The organism is Prevotella sp. PTAC, from assembly GCF_013166535.1.
Classification (GTDB): Bacteria; Bacteroidota; Bacteroidia; order Bacteroidales; family Bacteroidaceae; genus Prevotella.
The window spans coordinates 152,955-176,406 of the sequence record NZ_JABKKK010000003.1 but is presented as its reverse complement, the minus strand read 5'-3'; the positions used below and the strand labels follow the sequence as shown (position 1 = coordinate 176,406).

Below are 23,452 nucleotides of genomic sequence, written 5' to 3'. Positions count from 1 at the left end.
GATGAGAAAGATTATAATCATAGCACTCGCCATATTGGCGAGTGCCTCTTTTAATACGGCAGAGGCCGCAAAGAAGAGCAAAAAGAAGGAAAAAACCGGAGCCATGGCACCCGTTCAACTGAAAAACGGCTCCGACTCACTCAGTTATGCGGCAGGAATGTCATTCACAAACGGACTCACGACATACCTGAAACAGGCTCACAACCTCGACGAGACATACATGGCAGACTTTCTTCGCGGCCTGAACGACATGCTCAAAGCCGACAGCGACCCGAAGATGAAAGCATACGCGGCAGGCATGGAGATAGCCGGCAGGCTGTCAGGCTCTATGGTAGAGCAGTATAAAAAGGAGTTCGCGGAGAACAACGACACTATCGTCGCCACAATTTTATACCGAGGTTTCAACGACGCTCTGCTCAACGACACTACGGTTTTCGACCTGAAAGAGGCCGAAAAACTGCTTGCCGACAAGAACGAGGCCAACAAGAGAAGGAAAGAGAACACTTATCTGGAAGTGGAGAAAAAATTCCTGGCCGAGAACGCCACGAAAGACAGTGTCATGACGACACCGAGCGGACTGCAATATAAAATCATCAAGAAAGGAACGGGGGACATACCGAAAGCCAACGACGAAGTTCTCGTACACTATGAAGGACGCCTGCTCGACGGGACCGTGTTCGACGCATCGCGCAAACACGGTGACAAACCGCTGCAATTCCGTGCCAATCAGGTCATAAAAGGATGGACCGAAGCCCTCACCATGATGCCCGTAGGCAGCAGATGGCAGCTTTTCATCCCCTACAAACTGGCTTACGGAGACCGTGCCGCCGGACAAATAAAGCCTTACAGCACGCTCATTTTCGACGTGGAGCTGGTGGGAATAAACAAGAAATAGCTCTTGTCTGAAGTTAAGGGAGTATTTATTGGAAGTTAAGGGAGTTAAAGAAGTTATCGCTCGCAAGCTCGCTAAGAAGTCAAAGGACAATACTCTTTTTAAACATTAAAAGCCGTGATTTGTTTCAAATACAAATCACGGCTTTATTAATTTTGTTATTTTGGGAAGTTAAAGAAAGTACTTTTAGAAGCTAGAAGGACTCTTTTGGAAAGTTAAGAGAGTATTTATTGGAAGTTAAGAGAGTTCTTTTTAGAAGTTAAGGGAGTTAAAGAAGCATGCTTTATAGGTTATATGATTTAAAATCTCGGTTATGGAACAGGAGAAGCTCCATTTCAAAACTTAAAGCTATTGTCCTTTGACTTCTTAGCGAGCTTGCGAGCGATAACTTCTTTAACTCCCTTAACTTCCAATAAATACTTCCCTTAACTTCCAAAAAGAACTTCCTTAATTTCTAAAAGAACTCCTTATTCCCCCTCACTGAACAACACCTGAATGACCGTCTGGCCGACCGCTTGTAACGTATTGCGGTCTATATGCGACATATCGTCATGCACAGTGTGCCACGTAGGGCCGAAGCTACTCGCCTCACATTCCGGATAATATGGGACTATATCTATCGTAGGGATGCCCGCTATTTGGTTTACCGGCACATGATCATCGGATATCATGCCACCGTTTTCCACCGGGAAATAACTGCCGAAGCCAAGAAGTTCGGCCGCATCCCATACTTTTTCCACCACGCCGGGCGCATACTGCATCGAGAACGCCTCACGGTAGAAGCGTGCTCCCTGCCCCCCTACCATGTCGAGGAGCACACCGAAACGGGGCTTATAGCCTTTGACATGCGGATTGGCAGCCCAATACTGGGCACCGAGAGCAAACGAATTGCCATCGTCCCGCACATCGCTCCACGACGGGACGCCCCAATCCTCGGCGTCGAAGCATACGAAATCGACACCGACGGAAAGGCTGTCGGCCGACGACAATAGCCGTGCCACCTCAAGCATCACCGCCACGCCGCTCGCACCGTCGTTCGCTCCGAGCACAGGCTTGCGGTGGTTTGCGCTGTCGGGGTCGTTGTCTGCCCACGGACGGGTGTCCCAATGGGCGCAAATCATGACCCGCTCTTTCCTCTCGGGCTTATGGCTCGCTATGATGTTTGTGCTCTTCAACTGCGTGCCGTCATATCCGCGCAACACCGCTTTCTGTCTTGTCACCGTCATACCGTAAGCCTCGAAACGGCCGGCAATCCACTCACCGCAACGTTCGTGGGCCTCGCTGTTCATCACACGTGGTCCGAAATCGCACTGTGCGGCACAATAAGAATATGCGCTGTCAGCATTAAACACCGGACCGCAAGGCTCAGCCGCCGACGCTCCGGCAGTATCGTTTGCCTTGTTTTTGCCGCCGCAGGCACATAAAGCGGCTGAAATAATAATGTATGCCAATAATGTTTTTCTCATCACAAATATATTTTTGTTTTGTTTCCCGGCGGCAGATAACAACCGCCATGCCACTGCCGGCACCCGTTACGCCGCCGGCCACTCACTCTCTCGACCGCTGGGCGATATTCATCACCCGCAGGAAATTGCCTCCCCATATCTTCCTTATGTCGCTCTCGCTGTACCGACGCGCAAGAAGCATACGGGTGAAATTTATCAACTCGGCCGAATTGGCCAGTCCCCGTATACCTCCGTCACCATCGAAATCGGTGCCGATGCCAACATGATCGATACCCATTATCTTTACGGCATGCTCCAAATGAGCCATGGCATCGGCCACAGTGGCCTCGCCCTCACGCCTCAGGAAACCGCCGTAGAGCGTTATCTGCGCCACGCCTCCCGTACGGGCAAGGGCACGCATCTGGTCGTCTGTCAGATTGCGTGGATGATCGCACAACGCCTTCGCGCTGCTGTGACTGCACACTATCGGCACACCGCTGATGTCTATCGCATCGTAGAAACTCTTTTCCGACGCATGACTGAGGTCGACCATTATCCCGTTGCGGTTCATTTCCTTTATCACCTGCTCCCCGAAGCGGCTCACACCGCCGTGGGTATCGCATCCACGCGCACTGTCACAGATGTCGTTGTCGCCGTTGTGGCACAGAGTGATATATACCACGCCGCGCTGCGCGAAGTGCTTCACGCCCGCTATGTTTCCGCCCAGCGCCAGTCCGTTCTCAATCCCCAGCATCACTGACTTGCGGTTATGCCGCTTGTCCTCGTGAAGGTCGGCCGGTGTACGGGCTATGCTGACATAGTCCTTGTTGCGCATCACGATATCTTCTATCTTGTCGAATATCATGTCGGCATACTCCATAGGCCCGCTGACATCGAAGTCTACTTTCGACGAGAAAGTCTCGCCCATTCCGGGCTGAGGCAGATATGCCACCATTATCGTGGCGTCCTGACGGCCCTCGGTCATCTTGTGCAGGTCGACGAGCAATTGCGGGTCGCGGCTGTCAAAGCGCACGCCCCGTGGGAAAAGCATCGGGGTGTCGCAGTGGGTGTCGAGAGTGAGCACACGGTCGTGCAACCTGTGGGCACCACGATAATGCGCTGCTTGCTTCACAAGCCAGCAGAAGAGCGGAAGACCGTCTTCCATGCATTCCGGATGCCACTGCACACCCATTATAGACTTGAACTCCCTGCTCTCGATGGCCTCCACAACACCATCGGCCGCCACGGCCGTCACCCTGAACCGCTCGCCAGCCAAGGCCACGGCCTGATGGTGAAACGAGTTAACGGCGATACGCTCGCTGCCGTAAAGGGTGTGAAGAATAGAGTCGCGCTCTATCCTCACGCTGTGTGTCGGCTCGTCACGGCGTGTGTCTTGGCTATGTTTCACCCTCAGACCCGGATCGCCCGCGCCGGCAGCGTCTATGTCTTGCGCCACCTTTCCGCCCAGAGCCATTGCCAGTGTCTGTATGCCACGGCATATACCGAGCATGGGTATCTGCCTGTCGTAAGCCAGACGGGCGACAAGCAGCTCGGGAAGGTCGCGCTCGGCATTGATGCCGTGCAGGGCAGGCAACGGTTCCTCACCTGCATAAAGCGGGTTATAGTCGGCACCGCCGCTGAGCAGCAGACCGTCTATCCTGCCGAGGGTGTTCACGATCACACCCGCATCGGCCACGGGAGGGATAATCACAGGCACACCGCCCGCCGCAGCCACCGACTTGTAGTACATCTCACTCAGCCTGCAATCGGTGTCGGCATGATTGCCCGTAATGCCGATAACGGGCTTACGCTCCACTCCGGGGAAAGAGGAGTGGACATCGGCCAGACGTGCCTGCCAGTCAAAACGGTCCATGCTATACGGTTTGTTCCTCGTCTGTCATTGTACTCACGATAATGTCGCGCTTGATACTCTGTTCGAGCGATATCAGCGTCTCGGTAGCCACTACGCCGGGAATATCCTGCAAACGGCCGTTTAGTAGATCCATCAGTTGCTCGTTGTCACGGGCATACAGTTTGACAAGCATGGTATAAGGACCCGTAGTGAAGTGACACTCCACGATCTCGGGGATATGGCGCAGACGCTCCACGACCTTCTTGTACATGCTCCCTCTTTCGAGCGTTATTCCGACATAGGTGCATGTGGTATATCCGAGGCTTTTCGGACTGACGTCAAATCCGCTTCCCGTTATCACCCCTCCGTCTACCAAGTGTTGCACACGCTGGTGTATGGCAGCACGCGACACGCCGCATTCCGCAGCCACATCCTTAAAGGGTATGCGCGCGTTTTGTGACAGTATTCTAAGTATTTTCCTGTCAAGATTGTCGATTTTTTCCATTTAAATTAAGACTGTTATATTACAATATATTGGCTATACTTACAAAATGTAAGCAAAAGTAAAAACTTTAATCGAGCCGAGCAACTTATTGGAATAAAAAAAACTAAAAAAAGTATCAAAATGCTTTCATTCGGTCTTTAATTGCGGCATTTATCTCCGTTTGCCACGGCCTGACCGGCATCAAACCCGCAAATTGTAATTATAAAGTCATGAATTTAACACATTATCATTTAGTGAAATAGGATTGCGGAGACGATACCTGTCACGATATGCAACACGATATGCCATTTATTGCAATCTGATTATTCTGCCGATATTCCGCAACGGGACACCCGTTGGAGCGCGTTTGGCCGCCGGTCGCGTCGCGTTTGGATACCCGTTGCATTCCGTTTAGCGTCTAAACGCGAGGCAACGGGACGCTGAATGGAAAAAATCGGAAGGGCAGATGGGGTAGGTTTGGTAGGGGATGTGGGTACGGCAGACGTATTAAGCTGACGCACAGACACTTACGGAAAACAACTCATAATTCGCTTATTTCCGCCCATTGGATTTTAATTTTGAAACGGGCGAAATATGGAGAGCGTTTTGTATGATATTTTCTTAATTTGACAAAGAGGATTTTTTAAGGGCCAACGAGCCTTTATTCTTTGGGAAATACTCTAAAAGAATACCCTTAAAAAACTTATTCCAACCCACTGAAATCTATCGTTTAAAAAAATAAACAGAACTCACGTTAAATAAAATTGCATAATGATTGACATTGCCGATTATTTTGTAATTTTGCAACAATAATAACATCAGATAACACCAACGTATAATCAATGGCACAAGGTCAGGTTCAAGAGACAAGACAGGAGCAGGCACTCAAACAACTGCAAACCATCTCGCAGCAGCAACTGTTGCAGTCGCAACTCGTGGAACTGCCATTGAACCAGTTTCTCGAACGAATAAACACCGAGATGGACGACAACCCGGCTCTCGAAGCAGACACGCACGACCACGACGAAGACATGGCTCACGAAGACTATGGAGCCGACGAAGACACTACGGGAGCCGACGAAGACTTCGCCGCAAGCAAGGAACGTGAAGACCGGCAGACAGCACTCGACGAGGCGCTGAGCGGAATAGGACGCGATGACGAGGATCTGCCTGTATACCACGGCAGCGGGATGGCCACCGACGAAGAGCGTGAAGAGATCATATACGGCGACACGGTATCGTTCTACGACAGGCTGAAAGAGCAGATGGGCGAGACAGAGCTGACCGAAAGGCAAGCCGAGATAATGGAATATCTGATCGGATCGCTCGACGACGACGGACTGCTGCGCAAGAGCGCCGACTCCATTGCCGACGAGCTGGCTATATACCACGGGCTGGACATCAGCACCGAGGAGATAGACCGGGTGACGGCGATACTGCAAGAGTTTGACCCGCCGGGCATCGGCGCACGCACATTGCAGGAATGTCTGCTGCTGCAAATAGACAGACGTGACGAATCGCGCCTCAAAACACTTATGCGGACAGTGATAGGCAAATACTTCGACGAGTTTACCAAGAAGCACTGGGACAAGATAAGCGCGGCACTGAAACTGAACGACGAGCAGACCGAGGCACTGGCACGGGAACTGCGACGGCTCAACCCAAAACCCGGAGCGGCAATGGGCGAGACCGTAGGAAAGAACATACACCAGATTACACCAGACTTCGTCATCGACACGCAAGACGACGGCACCGTCACATTCACGCTCAACAGCGGGGACATCCCCGAACTGCACGTATCACAGTCTTTCGCCGACATGCTCAAAGAATATCAGGACAACAAGGCGGGCATGAGCCGGCAGATGAAGGAGGCATTGCTCTATACAAAGAAGAAGGTGGCGGCCGCACAAGGATTCATCGAGGCGGTGAAGATGCGACACCGCACGCTCACACTCACCATGAGAGCGATTATCAAATGGCAACACCGCTTTTTCGAAGAAGGCGACGAAGCGGCCCTGCGGCCGATGATACTCAAAGACATCGCCGAGAAGACGGGACTCGACCTCTCCACCATATCAAGGGTGAGCAACAGCAAATACGCCCAGACAAGGTGGGGCACTTTCCCGTTGCGCTACTTCTTCAGCGACGGATACGTGACCGAAAGCGGCGAGGAGCTGTCTACACGCGAGATAAAAGCCGCCCTGAGGGACATAATAGAGGCGGAAGACAAGAAGCGGCCGCTAAGCGACGACGCGTTGAAAGCGGAACTCAACAAGAAAGGATACCCGATAGCGCGCCGCACGGTGGCAAAATACCGTGAACAGTTGGGAATACCGATAGCGAGACTGAGGAAATGAAGAACAAAAACATCATAATAGCCGCACGCCTGATGAGCTCGGCGTTCACTCCTTTCTATCTTCCGATGGTGGGACTGATGGCTCTCTTCACATTAAGCTACCTAAGCCTGCTGCCAATGGCATACAAGATGGTGGTGCTCTCGATAGTGGCCTTCTTCACTATCCTGCTCCCGTCGCTGCTCATACACCTGTACCGCCGCTTCCAGGGATGGACGCTAATCGAGCTTGGGCACAAGGAACGGCGCATGGTACCCTACGTAATCTCAATAATGTGCTATATCACCTGCATATATGTGATGAAAGAGATGCACATCCCTCACTTCATGGGCAGCATACTGAAAGTGGCTCTGTGCATCCAGATTGTATGTGCGCTGATGAACGCCTGGTGGAAAATCAGCACCCACACGGCAGCCATCGGCGGTGTGGCAGGCGCGCTGTTCGCTTTCGCAGAGATATTCGGCTTCAACCCTGTGTGGTGGCTCTGCGTAGTGTTCATCCTCGCCGGCATGGTAGGCACAAGCCGCATGATTCTACGCCAGCACACTCTCTCGCAGGTGACCGGCGGTTTCTGTGTGGGAGCCGTATGCTCGGCCGTCACGATACTGATATGACAGGGTCACGCCGCAATACCGCAAAATACGCCACACATCAGCGCGCGCACCGCCAAACAACACCATAACGTCTGCCGGGCCGTACCGCGGAGACATCAAACAACACGGCGGAAACCGTAATTGCAAAGACAAAAAAACTTAAAAAACGATACGATATGAACAATCCATTGGTTAGCATCATCATGGGCAGCACAAGCGATATGCCCGTTATGGAGAAAGCATGCAAGTTTCTCGACGAAATGCAAGTGCCCTTCGAAGTGAACGCATTGTCCGCACACCGCACCCCGGATGCAGTGGAACAGTTTGCCCGCAACGCGAAAGAGCGAGGCATAAAAGTGATAATCGCAGGTGCCGGCATGGCCGCCGCATTGCCCGGCGTGATCGCCGCCTCCACCACATTACCCGTCATCGGGGTGCCAATCAAGGGCATGCTCGACGGTCTCGACGCCATGCTCAGCATCATACAGATGCCTCCCGGAATACCCGTAGCCACGGTGGGAGTGAACGGAGCGCAAAACGCCGCCATACTGGCAGTGGAGATGATGGCGCTCGCCGATGAAGAACTGGCCGCACGCCTGGCTGAATTCAAAAACGGACTGAGAGCCAAGATAGAGAAAGCCAACGGCGATCTGGCCGAGATAAAATTCAAATACAAAACCAATTAAAGGGCAAGGAGTCTTTTTAGGAAGTTAAGGAGCTCTTTTGGGAAGTTAAGGGAGTTAAAGAAGTTATCGCTCGCAAGCTCGCTAAGAAGTTAAAGGACAATAGCTTTATGCCGTTATACGATTTAAAATCTCGGTTATTCGGTTATGAAACAGGAGAAGTTCCGTTTCAAAACTTAAAGCTATTGTCCTTTAACTTCTTAGCGAGCTTGCGAGCGATAACTTCTTTAACTCCCTTAACTTCCCAAAAGAGCTCCTTTAACTTCCCCCAAAACTACTCCTTAACTTCCTATAAAAGTTTCTTTAACTTCTAAAAAAACTCTTTCTTACGTCCTAAAAAATACCCTTGAAATTTTTATTATGGATATATTCAATTACTCCCGTCGCCGCTCTTCAGTAGTCACGATTGGCGACACACCGCTGGGAGGCGACAACCCGATACGGGTACAGTCGATGACAACCACGTCGACAAACGATACGGAAAGTTCCGTGGCACAGGCCGAACGGATTACCGACGCCGGCGGAGAATATGTCAGACTGACAACCCAGGGAGTCAAAGAGGCCGAGAACCTGAAGAACATAAGCGCCCGGTTGCGGGCCGACGGATATACGGTACCACTCGTGGCCGACGTGCATTTCAATCCGAACGTGGCCGACGTGGCCGCGTCATACGCCGAAAAGGTGCGCATCAACCCGGGAAACTATGTCGACCCGGCACGCACTTTCAAACAGTTGGAATATACCGATGACGAGTATGCCGCCGAACTGCGCAAGATCGAGGAGCGGTTCGTGCCGTTTCTCCGTATCTGCCGCGAGCACGGCACAGCCGTACGCATCGGGGTAAACCACGGTTCGCTGTCGGACCGCATCATGTCTCGCTACGGCGACACGCCCGATGGTATCGTGGAGAGCTGCATGGAGTTCCTGCGGATATGCAAGCGCGAGCGGTTCGACAATGTGGTGATATCCATCAAGGCCAGCAACACGGTGGTGATGGTGCGCTCCGTGCGCCTGCTTGCCGACACAATGGAGCGCGAGGGCATGAACTATCCGCTACACTTAGGCGTCACCGAGGCGGGCGAGGGCGAAGACGGAAGGATAAAGAGTGCCGTTGGCATCGGAGCGTTGCTTGCCGACGGTATCGGAGACACCATCCGCGTATCGCTCAGCGAGGAGCCTGAAGAGGAAATCCCCGTCGGCCGTCATCTCGTAGAATATATCAGGCGGCGGGCCGGCCACATGATGATCCCCGGCACGGAAAATGCCGCTTACGATCCGATCCGCCCCGAACGCCGGGCCACAAAGGCAGTGGCAGACATCGGCGGGACAGCCGTACCCGTGGTAATCGGCAGCAGGACTACCGGTGAGACACATGCCGATGTCTGTAAGGGCATGACCCCCGACTATATATACATGGGCGGAAAACTGCCTGAGGACACAGATAGCGACACAAAGTACATAGTTGATTTCGATGTGTACAACTCATGGATTGAGAACGGCAGATTGAAGACCGGAAACGGTGAGGGAAATGATGGCAAGTATCGCGACACGCATCAATCCGCCATAAACGGCGGCCAGCCCTCTGAAACAGCTCATATATCATCGCGAAGCCAATGCGCTTCTCCCAGGCTCTTCCCTATTTTCCCGCACACCGCCATACCGTTCATCGGCATGACAGACGCCCCGTTGAAGTTTCTCGTGTTGCAATTCGGCGCGCCGGCGGAAGAATACATCGCCTGCCTGAAAGCCCACCCCGAGGTAGTGGTAGTGTGTGTGAGCAATCACGACAACCGTCTCGGCGAGCAGCGCGCGCTCATCCACGAGATGATGAACGCCGGAGTGACAAACCCGGTAGTCATCTGCCAGATGTACCGCCACACCAAAGGAGAGAAAGACGACTTCCAGCTTGAAGCCGCCGCCGACATGGGCGCACTGATGTTCGACGGACTATGCGACGGAATATGGCTCATGAACGACGGCGACCTGCCGTCGGACGACATAGACACCACCGCATTCGCCATACTTCAAGCCGCACGGTTGCGCACGTCGAAGACAGAGTATATCAGTTGTCCGGGCTGCGGACGCACGCTCTACGACCTGCGCTCCACCATCGCCCGCATCAAAGAGGCCACCAAAGACATGAAAGGCCTGAAGATCGGAATCATGGGATGTATAGTCAACGGGCCGGGCGAGATGGCCGATGCCGACTACGGATATGTGGGGGCGGGACGCGGCAAGATTTCTCTCTACCGCCGGAAAGAGTGCGTGGCAAAGAACATTCCCGAGGAAGAGGCCGTAGACCGGCTGCTCGAACTGATACACTCGGACAGGGTGTAGCCCATCGCCGGCCTGACGGCCTGTCGTGAGACGCCTTGGGATCAATATTGTTTTTCCATACAGCCAGGACCATGAGGGCCTGGCCGATGAATGCCATCCATAATAACACCGGCAGGACACACCATCCCAACAGCCATGGCGACAACTACCTGGAAGCCGGTCTCAGAAAATCGCTTATCCGGCCTATCGACTCCTTGAACTCATCGGGCTTGAAACCATGACCGGCACCACGAATGATGTGCAGACAGGCATCCTTATACACCTCTCCGGCCGCACGGCGCGAATCAGCCACAGAAACCACATTGTCCCTGTCGCCCTGAACGATAAGCACCGGACGGCTGTAACGGCCGATGGTACCGAACACATCCATATCGCGCACCTCAGTGAAGAAACGGCGTCCCATCGGCACGCCCCAAAGACGGGTGGTGTCGGGTATATCGGCCACCTCGGGATAACGCTCCGTCCAGTTGGCGGGGATACACAGTGCGGGGAACACAAGCACCAACCTGCTGATCTCCTTAGGCATGTCGGCGGCTGTGAGAGCCGAGACCAGTCCGCCCTGACTCTCGCCGATGAGCACGATGCGGTTCTTATCCACATCGGGACGGCCGCGGAAATGCCGCACGATGGCTTTCAGGTCGCTCACTTCGTCGAGCACGGACATGTTCATCGTGTTGCTGTCGCTGCGGCTGTTCAGCGAGCCGCAAGGAAAATCGAACGTATACACCTGATAGCCCAAAGCGTTCAACGCCCCGAAATAGCTTTTGCCGAACGAATGACTGCCGTTGAAACCGTGCGACACTATTGCCACGGGATGCTTGCCACGATTGTCGACCGGACGGCTCAGCACGCCGTATATCTTCCTGTCGCCGTTGGATATCCACAAATCACCGACCTGCGCAAAGGCCGCTACCGCCATATTGGCGGAAAACAACACTGATAAAAGTAGCTTTTTCATTTTATTCTAATAATTAAAGTTCATCATTTCACAATACATACTCTCCTCGCTGACTGTCACGCACGCTCAAAACCTCATCCTCGCCTGCACTTCGAGGTCGATCACGGACGAGGAATCTATCGCCTGATAACCGCTGCCGATGGTACTGCGGTCGAAATAGGCGGTATGGGCGAGACGGGCGTTGACAGTCATGCCACTCCATACGGATGCCGTGGCAAACAGCGAGCAGTGTATCCCATTGCCATGAAAAGACGGGAAACAGAACGTGTGCAGTATTCCGCTCTCATGCAGATAGACACGGCTGTCGTAGTCGTCGGTATCAAAATATGCCGCCGAAAGACTGACACTGAAACAAGGCCGCCTGTGCCCCACACGCCCCGAAAACATCCACCCCCGGCTGACATCGTCTCCGCCAGCCTGAGAAAAATCGGTCTGCGCGGCACAGTTCCAGTATCCTGCCGGCCCGGCATATACAGCACTGACACGCGCCCGATGCTCTGTACGCGGAACGAGAGCCGTCTTTTGTTCATTATCACGCTCTCTCAACCGAAGCCGATAGCGGCCTCCCACAGTCCAGGCACCGGCCTTATACGATGCCGAAAGCATGTTGTCTGCCGACTTTGACGACCCCGACACACGGTATCTCGGCCACGGGAAATAAGCGAAATCCGTATATGCCGACAGGCTCACGCGGCGGCTAATGTTCCAGTCGGCCGCCAGATACAGTCCGCTCTCGTTTCTGATGCTTCCTCCATCGCTGAAACCTCCGGCATAAAGAGACGTGTACCTGTATGAATAAAAACGCTGTACGGCGGTGAGCGACAATCCCCCCGCCACGGTCACACCTACGGTATTTATCGTGGCTATGGCACCGTGACGGTCGGTGGCCGTCTCGCCACGGAAAGTCAGGGCGCCAGCGATATATCCATAGTCCAAGCCAAGATTTACAAAATCACTTCCGGCAGCGTAATACTGACGGAAAACAGCGCCCGTCTTCGGCCTCAACTGCCTGTCGAGACGGGTATATACGGCCGTGGCTCCAACATGAATCCCGTCTGACGAGTAAGCAGCCGTAAGTCCTGCCGCCGCTGCATGGGTATTGTTTTTCTTCGCCATCTCCTCCGGACGGCGGTGATAGCCCGACGTGATTATGGTAGCCGCTGTGCCGTCGGCGTTCAGCGTGGCGTCCATCGGACGGTGAGAGACAAACACTCCTGCCTTTATCCGTCGCGACAGACGGGCGGTTGCAGCCGCACCGCGAAAGTATCCCGCCTCGGAACGCGACGAGTGCCCCCTGATCACGGCTCCCGAACGAGACGATCCTGAAAGCGCAGCCGTCTTTCCTATGCCGAATGAGTTGCCAAGCACAAGTCCCATGCCGGTCCGGAAGCGGTATTTGCCGACGGCAATGGTCTCAAACGGCCTGATGTCACGCATCACAACATAATATGAATAGTAGTCGTATCCGGTGTTGTTACCCGCCGAGAAAAACGGTTCGCCGGCATCATGGGCGCCCACCACGCCGGCCCGCAACCGGTAGCCGCAGTCAAAATCGTACCGGAACCAGTGCTTGAAAGGATAACCGAGATATCCGTTTATATCGCCCTTACGACTGTAAAACGGTATCTTCGCCGTGGCGACAAGCGTGTGGCGGCCGTTCTTTATGCTTTCGGAAAGCGGCCGGCGGCCGTCATGGGGCGGTTCGCCGGCATATACGAGACATTCGAGCAACCTGCGGCGGGCATTGTCAAGCGACGGTATCATCTGCAACTCGCCCGTTGTGCGCATCACCCCGTGACGGCCGATATACTCCTGTATGTCTTCTATCTGGCGGTCGGTGAGAAACGGCAACCGCTCAAGCCCGGTGCGCCCGGCGGCATTTATGTTTATCGGATGTTCCGCAACGGCCGACAACACATCGTGCATCTCTTCGAAAGCGGCTTCCGGTTCGTCTTCCAACGCCGCCATCTCACCCAGCACCGCTTCCCAGCCGGCACCCTGCTGGGCCGCCGACATCACCGGCACAAACAAGAAAAGAAGGCACAAAGCCTTCTTTTCCACATATTTCCTTATCGTCAAACAGTCTTTCATAGTATTCATTGTGTCGGTTTTGCGCCGGTCTGCCGGCCTGCTTACTGTATCTTGGAGGTCATCGGTCCGCGGACACCCTTGTAACCTTTAAGAAACGCCTTGGCCGAGCCGAAACTCAAAAACATGTCGAGCCTCACGGGTATGTGGTTTGTGTCGTCTGTCACATAAAACCTTATCAGCTCATGGTTCTTTCCGTCCTCGCGCTCTATGAACGAAAACACGAGACATCTGTACTTGTCGTTGGTACCTTCCATCTTGAAAGTCTCTTTCCCTCGGTATTTCAACCACGAGTTAGCCAGATGTTTAGCGTCGCTGATAGGCATCGGGATGTTCTGCCCTTTCTTCAAATTCCCGGTGTTGAAGTTACGCGCCCGTAGGAAGATGCTCATCATGTCGTATACGCATTTCTTGTATTCCGACTCCTTACGGATATGCTGCCCGGTGTGTTCGATACGGTGTTGCCTAAGGTGGCAGTTGCCGTTCGGATAGCTGTACCACAACTCATCGACGTAGTACCTGTCGCCTTCGTGCGCCCCCTTGCGGAAATAGAGCGGCGATAGATTCATGTCGCAGTATGAAAGGAGAGTGTCGCGCATTACAAACACCTTGTCGAGTTTGTTGTTTCCGCGTGTTATCAGACTGGTGCGATACGCCTTTTTTCCTTCATACACCGACTGCACGGTGCTCATGGACGCCGTGCCCACCTTCATCCAAATGAATTTCCAGTTGAAGAACAGGTCGTAATAGAGAAACTCTCCCGACTTGAAAGCCTTGTTCTCTATACCGCACTGAGCCGATACCGTGGTGGCCGACCACCTCTGTCCGACAACGAAAAACAACGCGACAACCAACAGCAATGCCGTCTTTGTCTTCAAACGGGTCCTCATCTTGCTTATATTTTCCATGTTTTTTCTTTTTGGTTTGACAAAAGTATATATCTTTCCAGCCACCCATAGCACTATGCCCGGCCGCAGACGCTCCGCAACAAGAACACCGGCCTTTCGTCACACGGCACCACGTACCACATCACCGGACCGGCCATATTACCGGATATTGCCTTTAAGCGTTCCGGGATAAGGCTTTCCGAGCTTGGCCGCCCGGTCGGCGTTTCTGTTTCTCAACTTCCTCTCCCTGTCTGGTTTTTGCTTCACTATGGCCCAAGGCTTCTGCCTTGCCACAGGCACCGCGGCCATATTCCAGTTATGGGTTATATCCCACTTGGCCTTGCACTCTATCTCCTTGGGATTGTAACAGACCGCCTCGGGTTGCAGATCGGCATGATAATCGCCTGTGTCCCACTTCCCGTTGCCGTTGACATCGGCGAAAGCGCGCATATAGTATTTGCCCGGCGCGAGATAGTAGAACTCGGCTGTGCCTCCGGTTACACGCGTCTGCTTGACAGGCTCGCCCGACCCGTTTAGCAATTGCACCACGAGCGTGGTGTCTTCCGTACCAGACAAGGTGACCATCAGCGAACCGAAATCATCGTTCGAGAGCACTCTTATGCCTTTCTTGACAGGCGACGACACCCGGCCGTATATGTCTTCAAAGGCAGCCGAGTCTATCTCTAGACTGTATTCAATGCCGGGACGCCACTCGGCGAGCAGCTCGTAGCCGCGCAAACGGCCCTCTATCGGCCTCAACTCGCACCGCGACCTGTACCAAAGCGTGTCTATCTTGGAGTAAAGATGGACGGCGGCTGTGTCGCAACGGGCCAAAGGCACCGGCATCTCGAATATGATTTTCCTGTCGGGCGCCATGGCCGACGGTATCTGTATGGAGGGTTCAAGAGGCTTTACAGGCATCACCGAGTCATACGGCTCTCCTTTCTTCTTTGCCTTCTCCTGCTCTTTCTGCCACTTCCCGAACTCACGCTCACGCTCTTTCTGGCGTCTCTCGTAAGACATCTTGGGCACCGCGTCTATCGTGTCGGTACGGCTGACGAGCAACCCGGTGGTGTCCGTCGTCATGTAGGTGACCTCCATCTGCAACGTATCGCGATTGACAAGGGCGGTGTCTTTGAGCCAGTAATAGACCGTGTCGAGTTTCTCGGACGACTCGACCAAGAATGCGTCCGAGGCGTCGAAGTCAAGCCCACGCACTGACGGCAGACTGTCGCTGCCCGCCGTGAAGTAGAAACCGATCTTCCTGTGGTCCTGACGTTCCGTTTTCAGAAGATAGCGGTCTGTCTGCGGAGCGGTGAAAGCCAGCAGCGTTATATCGTCTGGATAATGATGGGTATAGGGCACGCGGATGATCGAGTCGATACGCAGCGAGTCGCGCCATACGGTGTCTTGCCTTATGTCGGGCTTGCTGCTCGGCTCGAACGTGGCGTGACTGAAAGCCAGCATCTCGCTCTTCTGGCTGTAAACATAGTCTCCGTCGGCGTCTTGCAGGGCATATATGCGGTATGTTCCGGGAGCCACGCCCTTGATGACGAAGCGTCCGCGGCTGTCGGTGCGGCTCACGCGCATCATCGGCCTGGTGACGAACGCCGTGTCGGACAAGTCGTCGTAAAGCCCCACGAGTATCCCTTTCACCGGTTCGAGATTGGCCGCTTCGAGCACGTTACCCGCCACCTCGAACGTATCTATGCGCTCACCGGTGGAAAAAGTGTATGTATAGTTACCCATCGGGTTGCCCTCGTTGTTGTCGCTTATTGCGTCTGAGAAGTCTATCGTGTACGTGGTGTTGGGCTTGAGGGTGTCTTTCAGTTCGATGATTATCCGCTTGCCGGCGGCTTTAATGTCGGCCGGCTCTATCTGCGGGGGCGATATCACCACTTTGTTGACGGCGTCTTCAAGCTTTATGAACTCGTCGAACGTTATGGTTATCCTCTTGCCCCACACTCCGGTTGCCTTGTCGGCAGGCGATGTGTACAACACTCTTGGCGGAGTGTCGTCATACCATCCGCCGTCGGGCTGTCCCATACGGGCGCACGACAACAGTGTGGCTACGAGCGACAACGCCAATATATGTAAATGCTTTCTGCCCATAATGATTCGTTATGCCTTGCTCTGCTCGTTGAGTGTCATCATCTGCTCCATGATGTCGCGGCTGTTGCTCAGTCGCGGTATCTTATGCTGTCCGCCCAGCTTGCCTTTCAGTTTCAGCCAGTCGTTAAACAGGTTTGGCCGTGCCTCCACTATTTCGAGATGTTGCAAGGTGATGTCCTTATAACGTTTGGCCTCGTAGTCGCTGTTAAGCTCTTGCAGGCGCCTGTCGAGCAACCCGGCGAAGCGCCCAATGTCGTCAGGCCGGCGCGTGAACTCGATGAGCCACTGGTGGCGGCACTTGGCCTTGTCGTCCATGAACACCGGCGCGGCCGTATACTCGCTGACCTCGGCTCCCGTCTCGGCGCATGCGTAGGCAAGTCCCTGCTCGGCATTGTCTACGATAAGCTCCTCGCCGAAAGCGTTGATGAAACTCTTGGTACGGCCGGTTATTATGAACTTATAAGGATTGACCGACGTGAAGCTCACCGTGTCGCCGAGCACGTAGCGCCACAGCCCGCACGAGGTGGATATCACCATGGCGTAGTTACGCCCCGTCTCAACGCCCCACAGCGGAACCACCGCCGGGTTGTCCGTGCCGAACTCGTCCATGGGTATGAACTCATAGAACACGCCGTAGTCGAGCATCAGGAGCATTGACTTGTCGGCCGGATCGTCCTGCAAGCCGAAGAAGCCCTCGCTCGCGTTGTATGTCTCCATGTAGTGCATGTCGGGCGAGGTTATCAGTTGCTCATACTGCTTGCGGTATGGCGTGAAAGCCACTCCGCCGTGGAAAAACACCTCGATGCCCGGCCAGACCTCTTCCAGATGCGTCTTGCCTGTCAGCTCCATCACCCTTGTGAGCACCGAGAGCATCCACGAAGGCACTCCGCTCAGGTTGGTGATGTTCTTGCCTGCGGTCTCCCGCGCTATGCGGTCGCGCTTGACCTCAAAGTCAGACAGCAGCGCCGTCTGCTTGCATGGCACGCGCACCAGATTTGCGAGCGGTGTGATATTCTCTATCAATATGGCGCTCAGGTCACCCACGAGACTGTCTCTCAGATTGTAGTTCGGAGAGTGGCTTCCGCCAAGGATAAGTCCCTTCCCGTCAAACATGCGGCTCCTGGGATTGTTGCGCAGGTATATCGCCACAGCGTCCTTGCCGCCCTTGTAGTGCAGGTTTCTCAGTCCGTCGTCGCTCACGGGTATGAATTTGCTCTTGTCGTTGGTCGTCCCCGACGACTTGGCATACCACCTCACTTTTCCCGGCCACAGGATGTCGCGCTCTCCGTGACGCATCCTGTCGATGTCACCTTTCAGTTCCTCGTAAGTGTTCACGGGGGTGTTTCTCGCGAAATCATCATATCCTTTCGCGCTTCCGAAAAGGTGGTTGCGCCCATACTCGGTTTCCTTGGCATGTGCAAGAAGCCGCCTCAACACCTCGCGTTGCAGCGTCTCTCCGTCGTTTATGTGCTTTTCCAGTTCTTTCTGCCTGTGCAGGAAGACATTCCGCACTATTCCTGTTATGCTCATAATGATTGCAAAGATACGGCAAACTTTTGGAAGTAGGCCGCTTTTCACTATTTTTAAGGATAAAGCCGGAATACAGTCCTTTCTTCCGGCACATACGTTCATTATCACACAGATATATTTCTCATGTATTTTATATTAATTATTGCATGTATTTTATCTCAAAAATATATTCTCATGTCTTTTGTCTCAATTATTGCATGTATTTTGTCTCAATATATTCACACGTATTTTGTTTTCATAAACATATCGTTTATCATTAACAAGACACTTGGAAAAACAACATTCCGTAAAACGTAGAAAAAGGAATAAAATATTTACAAAACGCTCTCCATACTTCGCCCGTTTCAAAATTAAAATCCAATGCCCGGAAATAAGCGAATTATGAGCCGCTTTACGCAAGTGTCTGTGCGTCAGCTTAATATACCTTTCACACCTGCCTCCCCTATCAAACCTACCCCACCTACCCTCACGAATTTTTCCATTCAGCGTCTCGTTGCCTCGCATTCAGACGCTAAACGGAATGCAACGGGACGCTGAACGCGACGCAACCGGCAACCAAACGCACTCCAACGGGCATCCCGTTGCGGAAAAAACCGCTTTTTACCATCCGTCGGAAAGCGGCATATCGCATTGCATATAGCGTTACGTATCGTCTTCATTTTCTATTCCAACAGAAAACAAAATGTTAAATCCATGACTTTTTATTTACGAAACAATGATTGAAAGAATACCGCTTATCCGCCACAGTAAAGCAAACGGAATAAAAACCGGCCGGAACCGGCATTTGAACAACAGGAGGAAGACAAAACAAATCAATGAAAAAACGAGCCTCATACAAACGGAACAGAGATTTTTTAATTGACAGAGGACGGGATTTGGACAAATATGGAAAATAAAGCGAAATGAACATAAACCGGCCGCAAGCAACAATGAAATGAGATTTAACCTCGGAGAAAACGAAATTTAACTTTCAGTCTGCAACGTTATACGGGATATTTCGCTATTTTTGCAAAATACGACCGTCCGTAAACATAGACTATATCAACGGGCTATCAAACATAAAAAAACTACAAAAAAACGGAGTATGGAACAATATAAGGCTGACGAAGAGCGATACTCAGGACTGATGGAGTACAGCCGCTGCGGACGTAGCGGGGTGCTGCTGCCGAAAGTGAGCCTCGGGTTCTGGCACAACTTCGGCGGAGTGGACGACTACGGCCGAAGCAGAAATATAGTACGCTATGCGTTTGACAACGGCATCACACACTTCGACCTGGCAAACAACTACGGGCCGCCATACGGCAGTGCCGAGGAGACGGTGGGGCGGTTGATGGACGATGATTTCAGGCCATACCGCGACGAACTGTTCATAAGCACGAAGGCGGGATACGACATGTGGCCCGGGCCATATGGCAACTGGGGTTCAAGAAAATACCTTACGGCGAGCCTCGACCAGAGTCTCAGGAGGATGAGGATAGACTATGTCGACCTGTTTTACAGCCACCGCTATGACCCCGAGACACCTCTCGAAGAGACATTGCAAGCTCTCGTGGACATAGTGCGCTCGGGAAAAGCCCTTTATATCGGCATATCGCGCTGGCCGCTGCACGCACTAAGAGTTGCCATAAAGTATCTCAGGGAGCATGATGTGCCGCTGCTGATATATCAGGGACGGCTGAACATGATAGACCGGACACCGGTGGAAGAGGGTATAACAGACGAGTGTGAGCGCGAGGGAGTGGGATTCATCTCGTTCTCACCGCTGGCACAAGGGCTGCTCACCGACAGGTACCTGAACGGCATACCGACAGGCAGCCGCATGTCGAAAGGCAAATTCCTGAAAACGGAAATGCTGACACCCGATCTTCTCGAACGGCTCAAAGCACTGAACGCAAAAGCGGTCGGGCGAGGGGAGACGCTGGCGGAGATGGCTCTGGCCTGGGTGCTGCAACATAGGGCGGTGACCTCGGTGCTGGTGGGAGCAAGCAGTACGGAGCAATTGTCTGCAAACCTGAAATGCCTGAAAGCGGAGAAAGTGGAAGAGGATTTTTTTTAAAGTTAAAAAAGAGTTTTATTGGAAGTCAAAGAAAGGTTGTTTGGAAGTGAAGGAGGGATATTTGGAAGTTAAAGGAGGCTTGTTTGGAAGTTAAGTGGGTATTTGGAAGTTAAGGAAGTTATGGCAGGCACTGCCTGCCATAACTTCCTTTAACTTCTTTAACTTCCAAACAAGCCTCCTTTAACTTCCAGACAATCACCCTCTGACTTACAATAAAGAAACACATCAACAGAAAAAAACTTATGCCCATACATAGAATCATCGTAATACTGACCGCAATGCTTGCGGTATGCGCCATGGAGACAATGGCACAGGAGAAAGACAAGAATGCCAATGCGGAAGACAGGCAGCCCGACATGGACAGCCCGACATTCGTGCCGATGGTGAAGGTTGGAAAGGTGCTCGACGGCAGCGACAGCATACAGTACATGGAAATGAACAACGTTTATGTATACCCCGAACTGGAATTCAAGAACGAGAAACAGGCAAGAAACTACTCGAGGCTGGTGAGGAACGTGAAGACGGTGCTGCCCATAGCGAAAGAGGTAAACAAAATCATCATCGAGACATTCGAATATCTCGAAACACTGCCCAACAAGAAAGCACGGGACGAGCATATGAAGAAAGTGGAAGACGGAATATACAAACAGTATAAGCCGAGAATGAAAAAACTGACTTATGCGCAGGGCAAACTGCTCATAAAACTGGTTTACAGAGAGTGCAACTCATCGTCATACGACATTCTCAAAGCATTCCTCGGCCCGATAAGGGCAGGTATGTGGCAGGCGTTCTCGTCGATATTCGGAGCCAGCCTCAACAAGGAATACAAACCGGAAGAGACCGACCGCCTCACAGAGCGCGTGGTGCTGATGGTGGAAGCGGGGCAGATATGATTTATTGAGGAGTTGGGGAGTAAGGAGATATGCTACTTGTTGGTTAAGTCTGTACATAAAAGACATGAAAGTAATCACGACTCTACAGCTGTTCCCATTATTCTTCAAAGCACATCTACTTACTACACAACTACTTACTCCTAAGAAAAATACTCCCTCAACTGCGAGGCATACGAAGCGAGCGCCTCGCAACTGCTGTTGCCGAAGCGTTGCCATATACGCTGGCACGGCAGGAGCAACGGGCTGAACACAATATCAGTGCGGTTGAGATACGGATCGCAATGCTGGAACACATCCATTATGTCGGCGACATCCGCCGCATGCAGCCCTATGGTCCTCGCAAGTTCGACAACCTCGGGCGTATCGGCTACCATCGTGATCGGCGTGAGACGGAAATAAAGGTCGAGAATGAGTATAAGCATCACCGGGGTTACGGTCTCACCGTCGGCCACAGGGCGGAAATCGCGCTCAAACGTCTCGTTGGTCTCCACGCCGTCATAGAAACTTCCCGAACTGTTGAAACCGCTCATGGCACGTAACAGACCAACGACCCGCGACAGCCTGCGCGGATTTGAACCGTAATTACTCCACAGGCGCTCCATCCGCGGAGTGTCTATATTGGCGATTGAACACATCCGTGCAAACAGGGCGGCGGGCGGAATATGCAGTTCGAGACACAGTTCCACCATCGGACGACTGTACATCGGCTTTATGCCGACAGGGCGCCGAAGATACAACTGCATCAGCAACAGCCAATAATCATCGTGCCATACATACGGTTTTGACATAATCCTTTATTACAATAATAATCGGTTAGTTTTGCAAATATAGCTATTATTTTCTATATTTGCAGTGCCGGTACATCTTTTTATGACCGCAATACAAACAAATCATGACCATAAAACAAACAAACCTATGAGAAAAACCATCATCGCGGCGATACTGATATTCACGCCGGCAAGTGTCGGAGCGCAATCGGTACGCAAGGAAATAAGCGAAAACCTGCATCTCTCGGCAAGCAACCACCTTGCCTATCCAAATCCCAGGCCTGGAGCGATGACAGCTCCCCCTGACGGCAAAAAGCCTTTCTATATAAGTCATTACGGCCGACACGGTTCGAGATTTCTCATCGGCAAAGACGAATATGACGCGCCATACAGTACGCTGGCCAAAGCAGACAGCGCGGGAGCCCTGACCGACACCGGCCGCGACGTGATGCGACGGATTGCCGCCCTGCGCGATGAGGCACGAGGACGACTCGGCGAACTGACCCCGCTCGGCGCGCGACAGCACAGGAACATAGCCCGAAGGATGTATGAACGGTTTCCTGAAGTGTTTGCCGGAAACGCCAACATAGACGCAAAAAGCACCGTGGTGATAAGGTGCATACTGTCTATGGAGAACGAGCTGCTGCAACTCACGGCACTCAACCCTATGATAAACACCACCCACGACGCCAGTGAGCACGACATGTACTACATGAACTTCAACGACAAGAAGCTAAAGGCGAAAGCCCGGCCGAAAAGCGCCGAGCGGGTATACAGGGAGTTCTGCAATGCCTATCCCACTCATAAAAGACTTATGACGGTGCTGTTCGCCGACACGGCGTACGCCAACAGAAACGTGGATGCAGAAAAACTGAGCGACAGGCTTTTCAAACTTGCATCCAACATACAGAACTGCGAGTCGAGACGAGACATCACACTATACGACATCTTCACCGACGAGGAACTATACCTGAACTGGAAAAAGAACAACGTGAGATGGTATATGACATACGGAGCATGCCCGCTCAACGGCGGAACACAGCCTTTCACACAGCGGAACCTGCTGCGCCGCATTATCGAAGAGGCCGACAGCTGCATAGCGTTGCCTAAACCTGGAGCCACCTTGCGCTTCGGCCACGAGACGATGGTGCTGCCATTGACATGCCTTCTCGGCATAAACGGATACGACATGGAGGTCAGCGACATGGAGAAGCTCGAAAAAAAAGGCTGGATCAACTACCGGATATTCCCCATGGCGGCCAACATCCAGTTTATCTTCTATCGTGAAGGACCGGACGACGACGACGTGATCTTCAAGGTGTTATTAAACGAAAACGAGGCAACGCTGCCCTTGAAGACCAACATAGCCCCATATTATCGCTGGAAAGACTTCCGCAAATACTATCTCGACAAAATCAACTCGTTCAAGGAATGACCGCCCGCATGGCGGAAAACGCTTTTCAACAAAGTCTCAAACGCTCCTCATCGGAGTATTGAAGGTTTTTCATCGGAGTTTTGATT

Annotated in this window: 17 protein-coding genes; 8 read left to right on the top strand and 9 right to left on the bottom strand. The window is 52.6% G+C overall.

Annotated features, from left to right (window positions below; genetic code table 11):
* Position 1: 1 nt before the first annotated feature.
* Positions 2-895 (top strand): FKBP-type peptidyl-prolyl cis-trans isomerase, encoded by an 894-nt coding sequence (locus HPS53_RS03450; RefSeq protein WP_104368427.1) that lies wholly within the window; start codon positions 2-4, stop codon positions 893-895.
* Between the two features lie 464 nt (positions 896-1,359).
* Here HPS53_RS03450 and HPS53_RS03445 read toward each other — a convergent pair whose 3' ends face one another.
* From HPS53_RS03445 to HPS53_RS03435, 3 genes are all read right to left on the bottom strand, one after another.
* A complete protein-coding gene (locus HPS53_RS03445; protein ID WP_172204379.1) occupies positions 1,360-2,358 on the bottom strand; it encodes a M28 family peptidase in 999 nt (332 codons plus the stop codon).
* A gap of 82 nt (positions 2,359-2,440) precedes the next feature.
* The gene (locus HPS53_RS03440) at positions 2,441-4,210 is read right to left on the bottom strand and encodes a gamma-glutamyl-gamma-aminobutyrate hydrolase family protein (protein ID WP_172204377.1); all 1,770 of its coding nucleotides are present in this window, start codon (positions 4,208-4,210) and stop codon (positions 2,441-2,443) included.
* A gap of 1 nt (position 4,211) precedes the next feature.
* Positions 4,212-4,694 (bottom strand): Lrp/AsnC family transcriptional regulator, encoded by a 483-nt coding sequence (locus HPS53_RS03435; RefSeq protein ID WP_104370424.1) that lies wholly within the window; start codon positions 4,692-4,694, stop codon positions 4,212-4,214.
* Positions 4,695-5,515: 821 nt separating this feature from the next.
* On the opposite strand from HPS53_RS03435, the gene rpoN reads away from it, so the two are divergent.
* The 4 genes from rpoN to HPS53_RS03415 all read left to right on the top strand — a co-directional run bounded on the left by rpoN (position 5,516) and on the right by HPS53_RS03415 (position 10,640).
* Entirely contained in the window at positions 5,516-7,030 is a 1,515-nt protein-coding gene (gene rpoN / locus HPS53_RS03430; protein WP_172204375.1) for an RNA polymerase factor sigma-54, read from the top strand.
* Complete coding sequence (locus HPS53_RS03425) at positions 7,027-7,641, top strand: phosphatase PAP2 family protein (RefSeq protein ID WP_104370422.1); 615 nt, start codon at positions 7,027-7,029, stop codon at positions 7,639-7,641. The genes rpoN and HPS53_RS03425 overlap by 4 nt, the downstream gene beginning before the upstream one ends.
* A 155-nt stretch (positions 7,642-7,796) precedes the next feature.
* The gene (gene purE / locus HPS53_RS03420; RefSeq protein WP_104370421.1) at positions 7,797-8,306 is read left to right on the top strand and encodes a 5-(carboxyamino)imidazole ribonucleotide mutase; all 510 of its coding nucleotides are present in this window, start codon (positions 7,797-7,799) and stop codon (positions 8,304-8,306) included.
* 357 nt (positions 8,307-8,663) lie between these two features.
* Positions 8,664-10,640, top strand: coding sequence for a 4-hydroxy-3-methylbut-2-en-1-yl diphosphate synthase (locus HPS53_RS03415; RefSeq protein WP_216651876.1), 1,977 nt, complete (start codon positions 8,664-8,666; stop codon positions 10,638-10,640).
* 145 nt (positions 10,641-10,785) lie between these two features.
* Here HPS53_RS03415 and HPS53_RS03410 read toward each other — a convergent pair whose 3' ends face one another.
* The 5 genes from HPS53_RS03410 to HPS53_RS03390 form a co-directional block, all read right to left on the bottom strand.
* Positions 10,786-11,598: a S9 family peptidase gene (locus HPS53_RS03410; RefSeq protein ID WP_172204373.1), complete on the bottom strand. Its 813-nt coding sequence runs from the start codon at positions 11,596-11,598 to the stop codon at positions 10,786-10,788.
* 66 nt (positions 11,599-11,664) lie between these two features.
* On the bottom strand, positions 11,665-13,689 hold the full coding sequence (locus HPS53_RS03405) for a helix-hairpin-helix domain-containing protein (protein WP_172204371.1): 2,025 nt from the start codon (positions 13,687-13,689) through the stop codon (positions 11,665-11,667).
* A gap of 41 nt (positions 13,690-13,730) precedes the next feature.
* A complete protein-coding gene (locus HPS53_RS03400; protein ID WP_253942808.1) occupies positions 13,731-14,594 on the bottom strand; it encodes a DUF3108 domain-containing protein in 864 nt (287 codons plus the stop codon).
* Positions 14,595-14,732: 138 nt separating this feature from the next.
* The gene (locus HPS53_RS03395) at positions 14,733-16,685 is read right to left on the bottom strand and encodes an Ig-like domain-containing protein (RefSeq protein ID WP_253942807.1); all 1,953 of its coding nucleotides are present in this window, start codon (positions 16,683-16,685) and stop codon (positions 14,733-14,735) included.
* A gap of 9 nt (positions 16,686-16,694) precedes the next feature.
* The gene (locus tag HPS53_RS03390; RefSeq protein WP_172204369.1) at positions 16,695-18,215 is read right to left on the bottom strand and encodes a GH3 auxin-responsive promoter family protein; all 1,521 of its coding nucleotides are present in this window, start codon (positions 18,213-18,215) and stop codon (positions 16,695-16,697) included.
* A 1,084-nt stretch (positions 18,216-19,299) separates the two neighbouring features.
* Here HPS53_RS03390 and HPS53_RS03385 point away from each other — a divergent pair.
* Both HPS53_RS03385 and HPS53_RS03380 read left to right on the top strand, forming a co-directional pair.
* Positions 19,300-20,271, top strand: coding sequence for an aldo/keto reductase (locus HPS53_RS03385; protein WP_172204367.1), 972 nt, complete (start codon positions 19,300-19,302; stop codon positions 20,269-20,271).
* 296 nt (positions 20,272-20,567) lie between these two features.
* A complete protein-coding gene (locus tag HPS53_RS03380) occupies positions 20,568-21,164 on the top strand; it encodes a DUF4294 domain-containing protein (RefSeq protein ID WP_371410530.1) in 597 nt (198 codons plus the stop codon).
* A 140-nt stretch (positions 21,165-21,304) separates the two neighbouring features.
* On the opposite strand, the gene HPS53_RS03375 is transcribed toward HPS53_RS03380, so the two are convergent.
* Complete coding sequence (locus HPS53_RS03375) at positions 21,305-21,952, bottom strand: hypothetical protein (protein WP_104370113.1); 648 nt, start codon at positions 21,950-21,952, stop codon at positions 21,305-21,307.
* A 127-nt stretch (positions 21,953-22,079) separates the two neighbouring features.
* On the opposite strand from HPS53_RS03375, the gene HPS53_RS03370 reads away from it, so the two are divergent.
* Positions 22,080-23,366, top strand: a complete 1,287-nt coding sequence (locus HPS53_RS03370) for a histidine-type phosphatase (protein WP_172204365.1) — start codon at positions 22,080-22,082, stop codon at positions 23,364-23,366.
* The last annotated feature ends 86 nt before the right edge of the window (positions 23,367-23,452 follow it).

What these genes read in the sequence shown, in the direction of transcription:
- HPS53_RS03450 (WP_104368427.1), top strand. Translation starts at nt 2, where the DNA reads ATGAGAAAGATTATAATCATAGCACTCGCCATATTGGCGAGTGCCTCT.
- HPS53_RS03445 (WP_172204379.1), bottom strand. Translation starts at nt 2,358, where the DNA reads ATGAGAAAAACATTATTGGCATACATTATTATTTCAGCCGCTTTATGT.
- HPS53_RS03440 (WP_172204377.1), bottom strand. Translation starts at nt 4,210, where the DNA reads ATGGACCGTTTTGACTGGCAGGCACGTCTGGCCGATGTCCACTCCTCT.
- HPS53_RS03435 (WP_104370424.1), bottom strand. Translation starts at nt 4,694, where the DNA reads ATGGAAAAAATCGACAATCTTGACAGGAAAATACTTAGAATACTGTCA.
- rpoN (WP_172204375.1), top strand. Translation starts at nt 5,516, where the DNA reads ATGGCACAAGGTCAGGTTCAAGAGACAAGACAGGAGCAGGCACTCAAA.
- HPS53_RS03425 (WP_104370422.1), top strand. Translation starts at nt 7,027, where the DNA reads ATGAAGAACAAAAACATCATAATAGCCGCACGCCTGATGAGCTCGGCG.
- purE (WP_104370421.1), top strand. Translation starts at nt 7,797, where the DNA reads ATGAACAATCCATTGGTTAGCATCATCATGGGCAGCACAAGCGATATG.
- HPS53_RS03415 (WP_216651876.1), top strand. Translation starts at nt 8,664, where the DNA reads ATGGATATATTCAATTACTCCCGTCGCCGCTCTTCAGTAGTCACGATT.
- HPS53_RS03410 (WP_172204373.1), bottom strand. Translation starts at nt 11,598, where the DNA reads ATGAAAAAGCTACTTTTATCAGTGTTGTTTTCCGCCAATATGGCGGTA.
- HPS53_RS03405 (WP_172204371.1), bottom strand. Translation starts at nt 13,689, where the DNA reads ATGAAAGACTGTTTGACGATAAGGAAATATGTGGAAAAGAAGGCTTTG.
- HPS53_RS03400 (WP_253942808.1), bottom strand. Translation starts at nt 14,594, where the DNA reads ATGGAAAATATAAGCAAGATGAGGACCCGTTTGAAGACAAAGACGGCA.
- HPS53_RS03395 (WP_253942807.1), bottom strand. Translation starts at nt 16,685, where the DNA reads ATGGGCAGAAAGCATTTACATATATTGGCGTTGTCGCTCGTAGCCACA.
- HPS53_RS03390 (WP_172204369.1), bottom strand. Translation starts at nt 18,215, where the DNA reads ATGAGCATAACAGGAATAGTGCGGAATGTCTTCCTGCACAGGCAGAAA.
- HPS53_RS03385 (WP_172204367.1), top strand. Translation starts at nt 19,300, where the DNA reads ATGGAACAATATAAGGCTGACGAAGAGCGATACTCAGGACTGATGGAG.
- HPS53_RS03380 (WP_371410530.1), top strand. Translation starts at nt 20,568, where the DNA reads ATGGAGACAATGGCACAGGAGAAAGACAAGAATGCCAATGCGGAAGAC.
- HPS53_RS03375 (WP_104370113.1), bottom strand. Translation starts at nt 21,952, where the DNA reads ATGTCAAAACCGTATGTATGGCACGATGATTATTGGCTGTTGCTGATG.
- HPS53_RS03370 (WP_172204365.1), top strand. Translation starts at nt 22,080, where the DNA reads ATGAGAAAAACCATCATCGCGGCGATACTGATATTCACGCCGGCAAGT.